This is a genomic window from Acinetobacter sp. CWB-B33, from assembly GCF_039655955.1.
In the GTDB taxonomy this organism is placed as follows: domain Bacteria; phylum Pseudomonadota; class Gammaproteobacteria; order Pseudomonadales; family Moraxellaceae; genus Acinetobacter; species Acinetobacter bouvetii.
In genome coordinates, this window is the sequence record NZ_JAGFEU010000002.1 from 566,240 (window position 1) to 579,263 (window position 13,024).

Annotated in this window: 11 protein-coding genes; 8 read left to right on the plus strand and 3 right to left on the minus strand. The window is 45.9% G+C overall.

Going from position 1 to position 13,024, the window contains the following annotated elements:
- The first annotated feature begins 73 nt into the window (after window positions 1-73).
- The 7 genes from rutD to JZ784_RS08925 all read left to right on the plus strand — a co-directional run bounded on the left by rutD (window position 74) and on the right by JZ784_RS08925 (window position 6,410).
- The gene (gene rutD / locus JZ784_RS08895; RefSeq protein WP_346314601.1) at window positions 74-871 is read left to right on the plus strand and encodes a pyrimidine utilization protein D; all 798 of its coding nucleotides are present in this window, start codon (window positions 74-76) and stop codon (window positions 869-871) included.
- Between the two features lie 340 nt (window positions 872-1,211).
- The gene (gene rutA / locus JZ784_RS08900; protein ID WP_346314602.1) at window positions 1,212-2,327 is read left to right on the plus strand and encodes a pyrimidine utilization protein A; all 1,116 of its coding nucleotides are present in this window, start codon (window positions 1,212-1,214) and stop codon (window positions 2,325-2,327) included.
- The gene (gene rutB, locus JZ784_RS08905) at window positions 2,324-3,079 is read left to right on the plus strand and encodes a pyrimidine utilization protein B (RefSeq protein WP_346314603.1); all 756 of its coding nucleotides are present in this window, start codon (window positions 2,324-2,326) and stop codon (window positions 3,077-3,079) included. The genes rutA and rutB overlap by 4 nt, the downstream gene beginning before the upstream one ends.
- 58 nt (window positions 3,080-3,137) lie before the next feature.
- Window positions 3,138-3,518 (plus strand): pyrimidine utilization protein C, encoded by a 381-nt coding sequence (rutC, locus tag JZ784_RS08910; RefSeq protein WP_346314604.1) that lies wholly within the window; start codon window positions 3,138-3,140, stop codon window positions 3,516-3,518.
- 87 nt (window positions 3,519-3,605) lie between these two features.
- Window positions 3,606-4,142, plus strand: coding sequence for an NADH-dependent FMN reductase RutF (gene rutF, locus JZ784_RS08915; RefSeq protein WP_051065824.1), 537 nt, complete (start codon window positions 3,606-3,608; stop codon window positions 4,140-4,142).
- A 33-nt stretch (window positions 4,143-4,175) separates the two neighbouring features.
- Entirely contained in the window at window positions 4,176-5,528 is a 1,353-nt protein-coding gene (gene rutG / locus JZ784_RS08920; protein ID WP_346314605.1) for a pyrimidine utilization transport protein G, read from the plus strand.
- Window positions 5,529-5,537: 9 nt separating this feature from the next.
- Entirely contained in the window at window positions 5,538-6,410 is an 873-nt protein-coding gene (locus JZ784_RS08925; RefSeq protein ID WP_346314606.1) for an NAD(P)-dependent oxidoreductase, read from the plus strand.
- Window positions 6,411-6,469: 59 nt separating this feature from the next.
- Here the strand turns inward: JZ784_RS08925 and JZ784_RS08930 are convergent, their stop codons facing one another.
- The 3 genes from JZ784_RS08930 to lipA all read right to left on the minus strand — a co-directional run bounded on the left by JZ784_RS08930 (window position 6,470) and on the right by lipA (window position 10,886).
- The gene (locus tag JZ784_RS08930; protein ID WP_005008801.1) at window positions 6,470-6,856 is read right to left on the minus strand and encodes a carboxymuconolactone decarboxylase family protein; all 387 of its coding nucleotides are present in this window, start codon (window positions 6,854-6,856) and stop codon (window positions 6,470-6,472) included.
- A gap of 143 nt (window positions 6,857-6,999) precedes the next feature.
- A complete protein-coding gene (locus JZ784_RS08935) occupies window positions 7,000-9,513 on the minus strand; it encodes an acyl-CoA dehydrogenase (protein ID WP_346314607.1) in 2,514 nt (837 codons plus the stop codon).
- Between the two features lie 359 nt (window positions 9,514-9,872).
- Window positions 9,873-10,886 carry a lipoyl synthase gene (gene lipA, locus JZ784_RS08940; protein WP_130148367.1) on the minus strand — a complete coding sequence of 338 codons (1,014 nt, stop codon included), beginning with the start codon at window positions 10,884-10,886 and terminating at the stop codon, window positions 9,873-9,875.
- 211 nt (window positions 10,887-11,097) lie between these two features.
- On the opposite strand from lipA, the gene sthA reads away from it, so the two are divergent.
- Window positions 11,098-12,513: a Si-specific NAD(P)(+) transhydrogenase gene (sthA, locus tag JZ784_RS08945; protein ID WP_005008805.1), complete on the plus strand. Its 1,416-nt coding sequence runs from the start codon at window positions 11,098-11,100 to the stop codon at window positions 12,511-12,513.
- The last annotated feature ends 511 nt before the right edge of the window (window positions 12,514-13,024 follow it).

The window sequence follows — 13,024 nt, forward strand, 5'->3', positions numbered from 1 at the left end:
GCAAGCCTTTGAGCTGGAACGGCACATTTTTTGCTAAATGGTAAAATAACTATCTAGCAGCGAAGACCATTACATGCACTATCAAATTCATCCTTGTACTGACAATACACAAGCGGAACATATTCTTCTTTCATCAGGCCTTGGCGGCCATGGCGCATTTTGGAAACCGCAATTAGAGGCATTGCAGCAGCATTTTCATGTCTTGACCTATGATCATGAGGGATGTCATGCAGACGCGGAAGCATTGCCTGCCGATTACAGCATGCAGCATATGGCGCAGCAGGCGCTAAGTATCATCAGAGATGCGGACATTCAGCAGTTTCATTTTATTGGCCATGCTTTGGGCGGGCATATTGGCATGGAGCTGGCAAGGCTTATTGCCGAGAGCAGGGAGAATCTCCAGATGAAAAGCCTAAGTTGTATCAATGCGTGGGATCAATTAGATCTGCATACGCAAAAATGTTTTCAAGCGCGCATCAGCTTGCTGAAAAACAGCGGCGCAGAGGCCTATGTGCGCGCGCAGGCGCTTTTTCTTTATCCGCCGCAATGGATTTCAGAACATCAAGAAAGTCTGGAACAAGCCGAAAATGCACAGCTCACGAGCTTCCCGCCTGCGCATAATGTGCTGATGCGTCTGCAGGCGCTACAGCAATTCAGTGTGAATGAACAGCATGCTGAGGCTTTAAAAAATACTCAGATACAATTGATTGCCAATCAGGATGATTTTCTGGTGCCTGTCAAAAAATCTGCAGATTTACAGCAAACATTAGGGCTGGGTGAACTTGAGATATTTGCGACTGGTGCACATGCATCGACGCATACCCAAACTGAGAAAATCAACCAAGCATTGCTAAAATTCCTGTTGAGTTAAGTCAAAGTATTTAAGTTCAATAAAGGCTAAAAGCTCGATATTTATATCGGGCTTTTTTTACATTGGGTATAGAGCGCTTGCTGATGTTTCGATGAAATTTTTAAATGCGCTGAGCAATGTCTTGGTTCATAAAGTGCACCTTTTTAAAACATTGCACACTAAAAATGCGCATGTGTGATCAGGGTTAATTTTACTGAAAAGTAAAAAATAATAATATTAAGTATTTGAAAAATAATAATAAATAATAATTGGCACAGCAATTGCTAAATATTCATCATGGTAAATGTCTTTTTAAATTTAAGTGCGTTTTTTACTAATTGGTAAAATAAAGGTGATGAATATGAAAATCGGTGTCTTCTGTCCAATTGGCAATAATGGCTGGCTGCTTTCTGAAAATGCGCCGCAATATAAACCTAGTTTTGAGATGAATAAGCAGATTGTACAGCGCGCTGAACACTACGGATTTGACTTTGCTTTATCGATGATTAAGCTCCGCGGTTTTGGCGGCAAAACTGAATTCTGGGAACACAATCTAGAGACATTTACCCTGATGGCCGGTCTGGCTGCTGTGACCAGCAAGATTCAAATTTATGCGACTGCTGCGACTTTGGTGATGCCGCCTGCAATTGTCGCCCGCATGGCATCAACCATTGATTCAATTTCAAATGGCCGCTTTGGCTTAAACGTTGTGACTGGCTGGCAAGCGCCTGAATATACGCAAATGGGGATGTGGCCGGGTGATGAATACTTTGGCAAACGCTATGAATACCTGTCTGAATATGTGCAAGTACTTCGCGATTTATGGGCAACAGGAAAATCAGACTTTAATGGCGAACATTTCCAAATGGAAGATTGCCGAGTGAGCCCAATTCCGCAAGCGGATATGAAAATTATTTGTGCCGGCCAATCCGATTCAGGCTTAGCATTCTCTGCGCAATATGCAGATTATAACTTTGTATTTGGTAAAGGTTTGAATACACCTACAGCTTTTGCTGACATCAATGACCGCTTAAAAGCGCATACCGACAAAACCGGCCGCAACGTTGAAACCTTTGTGCTGTTTATGGTGATTGCAGCCGAAACAGATGAAGAAGCATTTGCGAAATGGCAAAGCTATAACGATGGCGCAGATATGGAAGCGATTAATTGGCTGAAAAATCAAGGCGGCAAAGATACTTCTTCAGGCAGTGATACGAACATCCGTCAAATGGCCTCCAGTGTTTCGCCAGTCAATATCAACATGGGCACATTGGTGGGCTCATTTGAAAATGTGGCAAGCATGCTGGATGAATTGGACGGCATTGAAGGTACAGGCGGCATCTTACTGACCTTTGATGACTTTATTCAAGGTGTGGAAGATTTTGGTCAAAAAATTCAGCCATTAATGAAAAGCCGTCAAGGCATCGTGATTGAAGAAGGTGAAGCAGCCTTAACTATTTTGGAGAAATCAGCATGAGCCAATTCATTACCGAAACAGTCGTCTGCAGCGGGTTCACTGCAAAATCAGGTACTGGAAAAATATTGCCTGCGTTACCTGAAGCCCTAAAACTGGCGCCAGAGCAGACAGCATTAATCGTCATTGATATGCAAAATGCCTACACCTCCATGGGCGGCTACTTAGATTTGGCGGGTTTTGATGTTTCGAAAACCAAACCTGTGGTTGAAAATATCAAAAAAGCCGTAGCGGCAGCGCATGAAGCGGGCATTCAAGTCATCTACTTTAAAAATGGCTGGGATGATCAGTACCGTGAAGCCGGCGGGGTAGATTCTCCAAACTTCCATAAATCCAATGCCTTGAAAACCATGCGCAAGAAGCCAGAACTGCAAGGCACTTTATTGGCAAAAGGGCATTGGGATTTTGAACTGATTGATGAGCTGCAGCCTTTAGAACAGGACCTCGTGATTGAAAAGCCACGTTATAGCGGCTTCTTCAATACGGCTTTGGACAGCATGCTGCGCTGCCGCGGCATCCGCAATTTAGTCTTTGTCGGCATTGCCACCAATGTCTGTGTGGAATCGACTTTACGTGACGGCTTCTTCCTCGAATATTTTGGCGTAGCGCTGGATGACGCCTGCTATCAGGCGGGTCCTGTAGAAGCGCATGAGGCGAGTTTGTTCAACATTAAAACTTTCTTTGGCTGGGTATCTGACACCAAAAACTTTGTAGAGACATTTAAGCCGCAACTACAGCTTGAAAAATCAGCTTAAACCTTTTTGAACCTAGACTTTTTGACCCTATAGCTTGATTAAAAATTTGGAGAATGCCATGCCTAAAGAAATTATTGTCCCAGCAGGAACAGGAACACCGCTTGCGCCATTTGCACCAGCCACGAAAGCAGACAACATTGTGTATGTATCAGGCACTTTAGCTTTTGATGAAAATAACAATGTGGTGCATGTGGGCGACTGCGCAGCGCAAGCCCGCCACATTTTGGAAACTATCAAAAAGGTTTTGGAAACTGCCGGCGGCAGCATGGCTGATGTCACCTTTAACCATATTTTCCTGACAGATTGGGCAAATTACGCGGCCTTCAATGAGGTCTATGCAGAGTATTTCCCTGGAGATAAGCCTGCGCGCTATTGCGTACAAACGGGTTTGGTGAAACCGGATGCGCTTGTCGAAATTGCTTCGATCGCGCATGTGTAACTATAACTTTTAAAGCAGGCTGAACTGCTGCGGGGCAGGTTTCAGTTTGGGAGAATTGTCATGAACAGCAAATTAATGACTGCAGAAATGATGAACAGTGCAGCGCAGATGCACAAGCCGATGATGAATGCCTGCGGTGAGGTCGATCAGCAGCTGTTCCGTCAAGGCATGTCAAATTTAGGCGCAGCGGTCAATGTCATTACGACTCAGGGCGCAGCAGGACAGGCTGGATTCACTGCTTCTGCTGTATGCAGTGTAACGGATACGCCGCCAACATTATTGGTCTGTTTAAACCGTTCGGCGTCTGTATTTGAAACATTCAAGGCCAATAAAGTACTGTGTGTAAACACCTTAAATGCGCAGCAAAGCCATCTGTCCAATTTATTTGGCGGCAAAACCCCAATGCAGGAACGTTTTTCGCATGGTGTTTGGAATTCTCTAGTCACGCAAGCGCCTGTGCTAGAGGGTGCTTTAGTGTCTTTTGACTGCGAAGTTGTGCAAAGCATGTCTGTCGGCAGCCATGATGTATTGATTTGTGAAGTGAAAGCGGTGCAAAGCCAAGACGGTCAAAATGCCTTAATGTATTTCAACCGCAGCTACTGTGAACCAAAACCAATGAACTGAGATCTGGACCCATCTGAAGGAGGGGGAACCCTAATGAATGAAAAAGAAACGTGGTTTCCGAAATTTAAGCCTTATCAAGGCAACTTAGATACAACGCCAGTCCAAACTGACGAGTACCTTCCCCCAGCAAAAAGCATCGTCTTGGGGCTACAGCATGCATTTGCCATGTTTGGCGCGACAGTGCTGGCACCTTTATTGATGGGCTTTGATCCGAACCTGACCATTTTTATTACTGGGATCGGCACGATTCTATTCTTCCTCATGACCGGCGGACGCATGCCGAGCTATCTGGGCTCGAGTTTTGCATTTATTGGCGCAGTGGCAGCAGCGACGGGTTACAGCGGCGCAGGCTCCAATCCGAATATCGCTTTGGCATTAGGCGGAACCATTGCCTGCGGCCTGATTTACGCGGGTATCGGTTTAGTGGTGATGAAAACAGGAACGGCATGGATTGAAAAACTCATGCCGCCGATTGTGACGGGCGCTATTGTCATGATTATTGGCCTGAATTTGGCGCCTGTGACCATTAAAAGCGTTTCTGCCAGTTCTTTTGATACATGGATGGCAGTGGTGACTATTTTGTGTATCAGCGCGGTTGCGGTATTTACCCGCGGCATGGTGCGGCGCTTATTGCTGCTGATTGGCCTGATGACAGCTTATTTTGCGTATTTTTTACTGACCAATGTTTTGGGTTTTGGCAAGCCGATTGATTTCAGTGTCATTGGCAACGCGGCTTGGTTTGGCCTGCCAACCTTCCACGCGCCCGTGTTTGATGCCAATGCCATGCTGCTGATTGCGCCTGTTGCTTTGATTTTAGTTGCAGAAAACTTAGGCCACTTTAAAGCCGTATCGGCCATGACTGGGAAAAATCTGGACCCGTATATGGGGCGCGCCTTTTTAGCAGATGGCCTCTGCACAACCATGTCTGCATCCGTAGGCGGAACAGGCATGACGACCTATGCTGAAAATATTGGCGTCATGGCAGTAACCAAAGTCTATTCAACGACAATTTTTGTGATTGCCGGTGTATTCGCTGTTCTTCTGGGGGTATCGCCTAAATTTGGCGCTGTCATCAGCACCATTCCAGTTGCGCTGCTGGGCGGCGCTTCGATTGTCGTGTTTGGCTTAATTACGATAGCGGGTGCAAAAATCTGGATTGACCATAAAGTCGATTTTACCAGGAACAGCACTTTATTAATTGCGGCTGTCAGCCTGATTATGGGCGCGGGAAACCTGAGTTTGCATATTGGCAGTTTTGATTTAGGCGGAATTGGCACAGCGACATTGGCCGCGATCTTCTTAAATCTATTTTTAAACCGCGGTGAAGAAAAAGCGCAAGCCGTAAATGATGAATCCTCTGCTGCATCCTCTGCAGTTCAACACTAGGAGATTATTTTGAGTCAACGTGCAGCATTTATTGGACTCGGGGCAATGGGTTGGCATATGGCTTCCCATTTGCCAAAAACTGGCTTAGAAGTTTTAGTTTGGAACCGCAATTTTGACAAGGCTGTGCTGCATGCAGATAGTTTTGGCACGCAGGCTGCAGCGATTGAAGAGGTAGTGCAGGCCGATTTTATTTTCTCCTGCTTGCCCACCAGCGCAGATGTTGAGCAGTTAATCGCAGCTCATCCGCCTAAAGCGGGAAGTATCTGGATTGACTGCACCAGCGGCGTGCCAGAGTCGGCGCAGCGTTTAAGCCAGCAATTGAAAGCATTCGGTTCTATTTACTTGGATGCGCCCGTTTCAGGGCAAACCATCGGTGCAGAGCGCGGCACTTTAACGGTGATGATTGGCGGAGATGCAGCTGCTTTTGAACAAGCCAAACCTGTGATTGATGCATTTTCTGGTTTAATCGAGCATGTAGGGAAAAGCGGTGCAGGCTTTGCGGTGAAAGCCGTGAATAATACATTAATGGCGGCGCACTTATGGGCGCTGGCAGAAGGTCTGACGCTGTTAAAGTCTAAACAGGTTGATTTAGCTTCTGCGCTGAACTGCATTAACCATTCCAGCGGCAAAAGCAGCATGTCGGAAAATATTATGGCGCAGCGCGTGCTGAACCGCCGTTTTGATAAAACTTTTGCTTTAGATTTGCTGCAAAAGGATATCGGCATTGCCGTGAGCCTGATTGCAGAAGAAAATTTACAGCTGCCCGCCATGCATTTGGTGCAGCAGCAGTTCGGGCTGATTGAAAAGCCGCAGGCACAGCAATTGGACTTTTCAGCGGCCGTGCAAAGTTTAGAGCAGATTAATCAAATTGAATTGTCTTAAACGTAATGGAATGAAAAAACCGCAGCATTCTGCGGTTTTTTTGATACTTTTGACGGTATTTATTCAGACTTTTGATAGTCATTGATGACTTCTAAGGCGGCTCGGAACGCTTCCTGTGTTGCTGGCGCGCCGCAGTACGGCAAACTGTGCAGTAAGACTTCCTGAATTTCTTCAACTGTTGCGCCGTTATTTAAAGCGCCGCGGACATGGCCCTTAAGCTCGGTTGGGCTTTTTTGCGCCGTTAAAAATGCAATGGTAATCAGTGAACGGTATTTGCGCGGCAGCACGCCTTCACGCTGCCAAGTCGAGCCCCAAGCATGTTCATTAATCCAGTCCTGCAATGGCTGCGTAAAAGGCACAGTGTTGTCCTGTGCGCGTTTGACAAAGCTTTCACCCATTACTTCAGTGCGGACTTTTAAGCCATTTTCATAATCTTGCTGAGACATGCAGCATACCTTCTGTAAAGTAGTTTTGCGTTATAGACTATACTCCTGAGCAAGCGATGCCATTGGCTGATAGTCGTACATAGATGCCACCAGCGGCCTCAACGCAGCGGATAGCCTATTTGAATATGCTCAATGATTTTGAGCTAATAACGCAGAAAAGCTTCGGGTGAATCATCCGTGTGCTGCTGTTTGATCTTTTGCTGATCTGCAGGCAGATGCGGATTGGATAATTCGAGTTCGTGCAGCAGCTGCATATCAAAAATATCCGTCAGCATGCTGTCATAGCGCTGTATATTGTATGCAGTTAATTGTTCAGCTTCTGATTGAGTCAGGGCATTTTGCGCAATCGCATCCGCAATATGTTCTTCAAAGCTCAGGCCTTTAAATTGGCCTTTGGCTTCCGCTTTTTTGAACCTGTCCCATAGCGGTTCAATGTTCAGCAGCTGTAAAAAGGCATTTTCCATACGGCCAGAAACGTCATGCGGCGCCAAGCTGTAATGCACGTGTTTTGTCAATTCTTGGCGGAAGGCATTGCTCTGCATCATGTGTTCAGCGGCTGCACGTTTCAATCGATCTGAGGGCGGGGCTGCAGCGCGCCCGAAAGGGAAGCACATCCGTTTAATGAGGCCCGCGGCAAAACGGATCGGGAAATTATCAAAGAGGCCATCAAAGGCTTCCTGTACCTTGTACAGCGCCTTTTCTAAAGCCAGCTGTGCATGGCTCTGTTCTGCTTCAGTCTTTTTGCCGTGTTCGTAGTATTTAAGAATAGCGGTGGCAATAAACAAGTGCGCGTGAATATCCGCAAGCCGTCCGGAAAGCATTTCCTTGCGTTTAATGTCACCCGCTAGCAAGCCAAGGCACATGTCTGCAGTGAGGGCAAAGTCGGCACTGAAACGGTTGATTTTTTGATAATAGGGCAGGCTGAATTGGTCTGCTGCTTCTGGCGCGTCCGATGAACCGCCAGTAAAAGCATAGGCCAGCGCGCGCGCTGCGCGGTTAAAGGTATAACCCAAATGCTGAAACAGCATGTCGTTGAATTTGTTGAGCGCCGTATTTTTATCTTCCGCCTGCAGCAGCTGCAGTTCTTCAAATAAATAAGGATGGCAGCGCATGGAGCCTTGGCCAAAAATCATTAAAGACCGGCTCAGAATATTAGCGCCTTCAACCGTGATGGAAACAGGAATCGCCTGATAATTCAGTGCAAGGAAATTGCGCGGGCCCAGCTGCACCGCGCGGCCGCCAACAATATCCATACTGTGATTGACCACTTTGCGCATGGTTTCAGTGGCGTAATATTTGGCCATCGCGGTCATTACAGCAGGTTTTCCGCCCTGATTCAGGCCGCAAGTCACCAAGTAGCGGAACGCTTCGAGCATGTAGGCATCGCTGGCTATGTCGCTGGATGCTTCCTGAACGCCTTCAAATTCGCCGACGGAAATTTTAAACTGCTGACGGACTTTCGCAAATGCGCCGACATTTAAATAGGCCATCTCGCCGGCTGCGGTAGAGAGTGCAGGCAAGGAAATGCCGCGGCCGACCGCTAGGCATTCCATCAGCATGCGCCAGCCTTTTCCGGCATTTTTGATGCCGCCGATAATCCAGTCCAGCGGGATAAACACGTCTTTGCCTTCGATTGTGCCATTCATAAAGGGTGAGCCTGGATTATGGCGGGGCCCTGTAATAACACCGTCATGACTGGCTGGAAGCAATGCGCAGGTAATGCCGTATTCGGCTTTATTTTTATCTCCCAGCAAACCTTCTGGGTCATAAAGCTTAAAAGTAAGGCCAACGACTGTAGCAATTGGGGCCAGCGTAATCCAGCGCTTGGAAAAATTCATGTTCAGGCCTAAAGTATCTTTGCCTTCAAAACTGCCCCAGCAGACCACACCTGTATCTGGAATTGCACCCGCATCTGAGCCGGCTTCTGGATTGGTTAGGCCAAAACAGGGAATTTCAAGACCTTTGGCTAGGCCAGGTAAGTAACGGTCTTTTTGCGCATCTGTTCCGTAGTGCAAAAGCAGCTCACTGGGCCCCAAAGAGTTGGGCACCATGCAGCTGACAGCTGCCGTTAAAGAGCGGGAGGCGATTTTGCTCATGACGCGGCTTTGCGCAAATGAACTGAATTCACGGCCGCCATATGCTTTAGGAATGACGAGGCCAAGGAAGCCGTTGTCTTTAATGAACTGCCAAGCCGCTGGCGGCAGGTCTTTATGCTTGTGATGAATATCCCATTCATTCAGCATGCTGCAGAGCTGCTCAACTTCATGGTCTAAAAAGGATTGTTCTTCAGTGCTGAGCTGCGGATAAGGGTAGGAGTCAAGCTTTTTCCAGTCTGGCGCGCCCATAAATAATTCTTTTTCCCACCAGCTGGTGCCTGCATCCAGCGCTTCGCGTTCGGTGCTGCTCATGCTGGGCATGGCATTGGCTAAAGTTTTATATGCTGGCTTGGTTATGATATTCATGCGCAGCGGTGCAATCAGCACAATGAGGCTCAGCAAAATAAGCGGTATGCCAAAAATAAGGGACCATGGGCTGATCAAAGGCATTGCGATGGATGCTACGATCAATGCAAGGGCGCCAGCACTTCGTGGCAGTCCGAAGAAGAATATAGCCCATAGCGTAAAAATGAAGAGTACAGCACTGAGTAGAAATAGCATTATTATTGGCTCCAGTGACAAGGGCTCAGCTCAATCAGCATTCCATTGCAGACGGCATCAGCAGAGTGATTTGATCTTCTGGGTTTGAGGTCTTCATGCCGTTTGACGGTGTATGGCTTGTTTGGCCTGCGCATGTTCGTGTGAAGTTGCCCTAAAATAATGAAAGGGCAAAGAATATGTCTAACTATAGGGTGGTTAAAAAGTAGGCGCAAAACAACCAGATTCACGCAAAGAAATGTCACATCACGTAATTTACAAATAGAATTCTGGCAGCGCGCTTAGATTCTAAATATGCTGAGAATAAAAAAGCCCTCAATGTATAGAGGGCTTTTTTATTCGATGTTCACATCAAGTGAAAATTAAGCTTCAATCGTTTGCACGGCAATTTTTTTTGCAGGATCCGTTTTGCGGCGTACAGATGGAACTGGCTCACCGTAGTATTGGCGGTCTGCAAAATAGCTTGAACGCACCATAGGCGCTGCCCAGATATTTTTGAAACCTAATTTCTGGCCATGCGCCGTATAGCGTTCAAATTCTTCAGGAGTAACAAAACGGTCAATCGGCGCATGCTCTTTAGACGGCTGCAGATATTGGCCAATCGTAATATAGTCAACATCATGCGCTTTTAAATCATCCAGCAGCGCAATGACTTCTTCTTCAGTTTCACCAATACCGACCATTAAGCCGCATTTGGTCGGCACATCTGGGCAGTATTCTTTAAACATCTTCAGTAAGTTCAGCGAGTGCTGATAGTCAGAACCCGGACGCATTGCTTTATACAAGCGCGGCACAGTTTCAATGTTGTGGTTAAACACATCTGGCGGACATTCGGTCATAATGCGCAGCGCGATATCCATACGGCCGCGGAAATCCGGTACCAAAATTTCAAGCAGGGTTTTCGGGCTTAAATCACGCGCTTCTTTAATGCAGTCTACAAAATGCTGAGCGCCGCCATCTAAAAGGTCATCACGGTCTACAGAGGTAATCACTGCGTATTTTAGGCCAAGATTGGCAATGGTTTCTGCCATATGGCGCGGTTCATCTGGGTCAAGCGCATTTGGACGGCCGTGGGCAACGTCGCAGAATGGGCAGCGGCGGGTACAGATGTCACCCATGATCATGAAGGTCGCAGTGCCTCCGCCGAAGCATTCAGGCAAGTTTGGACAAGCGGCTTCTTCACATACCGTATGCAGCTTTTGTGCGCGTAAAGTTGTTTTGATGCGCTGCACTTCATCTGGCGCCGCCATTTTTACTCGAATCCAGTCCGGTTTGCGTGGCGCTTCAACCGTAGGAACAACTTTTACAGGAATGCGGGCAACTTTTTCAGCGCCGCGAAGTTTGACACCCTGTTCTGGTTTACGGTTTTCAGACATATTCAACTTTTCCACTGTTTTGACGGGGGAGAGATTCTAGAAATATAGTGCCTTCATTATAGCGGAAATGCGAAATGAAGGGGCGAAAATACTATTCATTTACTAAATGTAGTCATCATTCAATATATGTGAGCTAAATACAGCAAAGCGGCGCTATTTACGTCATAATATACGCAAGATAAGCAATAAGTGATTTTTGAAGGAGCGTTGAATGCCACGTAAGAAAGAGATCGTTAGTGGGACTTTCATTAAGTACGATGCGGTAGTTCTCGGTTCAGGCCCTGCGGGTGAAGGCGCCGCAATGAAGCTTGCGAAATCCGGCAAACGTGTTGCCATTGTGGATATGCGTGAGCAGCTGGGCGGCAACTGTACGCATGTGGGTACAATTCCAAGTAAGGCATTGCGTCAAACTGTTTCCAGCATTATCCGCTATCAGCGTGATCCAATGTTCCAAAAAGTAGGTGAATGGAAACAGTTCACCATGAAGCAAGTACTCCGCAATGCGCATAAAGTGATTCAGCTGCAAGTGGATACGCATTCACGCTTTTATGACCGCAATAAAATTGATATCTATCATGGCCGGGCATACATTCAAGATCAGAACACTGTTTTAATTTTCAGTGCAGACGGCATTACAGAAACTTTAAGTTTCCAGCAGTTGGTGATCGCAACAGGTTCACGCCCATACCGCCCGTCAGCGCTTGATTTTAATCATCCGCGTGTATTTGATTCAGACAAAATTCTAGATCTGGATTTTTCAATCAAGAAAATCATTATTTATGGCGCTGGCGTGATTGGCTGTGAATATGCCTCTATCTTTATTGGTTTAGACCATAAGGTGGATTTGATCAATACCCAGCATAAGCTGCTGAGCTATCTGGATGATGAAATTTCAGATGCCTTGTCTTATCACTTGCGTGAGCAAGGGGTATTGATTCGCCATAATGAACAAATTGATTTCCTTGAGACCTTTGATGATCATGTTGTCCTGCATACGCAAAGCGGCAAGAAAATTAAAGCGGACGCCATTTTGTGGTGTAACGGCCGTTCAGGCAATACCGATGGTTTAGGCTTAGAGAATATTGGCCTGAAGCCAAACAGCCGCGGCCAATTAACGGTGAATGAGAAATATCAGACTGAAGTCGAAAATATCTACGCAGCAGGCGACGTGATTGGCTGGCCATCACTGGCTTCAGCCGCCTATGACCAAGGCCGCTGTGCGGGCGCGAACATGAGCGGTGAAAAAGATGTGGCGCCAGTAACCGATATTCCGACAGGTATTTATACCATTCCGGAAATTTCATCAATTGGTAAGAATGAACAGCAATTGACTGAAGAAAAAATTCCGTATGAAGTTGGTCAGGCATCATTCCGTTACTTGGCGCGTGCGCAAATCACCGGTGATACCGTCGGCGAATTGAAGATTCTGTTCCACCGTGACACTTTGGAAGTGCTGGGGGTGCATTGCTTTGGCAATAACGCAGCCGAAATTATCCACATTGGTCAGGCGGTGATGAACAGTCCAAACAATACCATTAAGTATTTTGTGGAAACCACGTTCAACTACCCAACCATGGCGGAAGCGTACCGTGTAGCTACATTAAATGGTATGAACCGTTTATTTTAAGATTTTTAAATTTTAAATACAGAACCCGTGAGTGATTGCTTGCGGGTTTTTTTATGGATGGAAGAAAGTGGAATTTTGACGGCAACAGAGTGCATATTATTAAGTAAATTTTATCAAAACTGTGGAACATTGATTAACCCTTGCTTGTGAAAAATAATAATTTATCTAAAAAGCTTTCCTGAGTAGAAAAAGACATTATTTATGTTATTAAATTATTGATTTTTAATATTATTAAATGAATTTATATATCGTGTATTTTATTGGTTTTAGGAAAACTGAATCTAACTTTACCTATGAAATCATCTCTAATTATAAGATTTTATTACGCTTAAAATAAAAAATAGAATGAAGCTTAACTCTCAGAGTGACGGCATAGATATTTGAGATTTCACTCGATGTCGACAAAGATTAGTTAGTTTTTCTTCAAAAAAAATGAAAAAAACATAGCTTAAGTATAGATAAATTATAAAAAATGAATATAATGCCGATCTTCTGCATATATTGTCTCTTT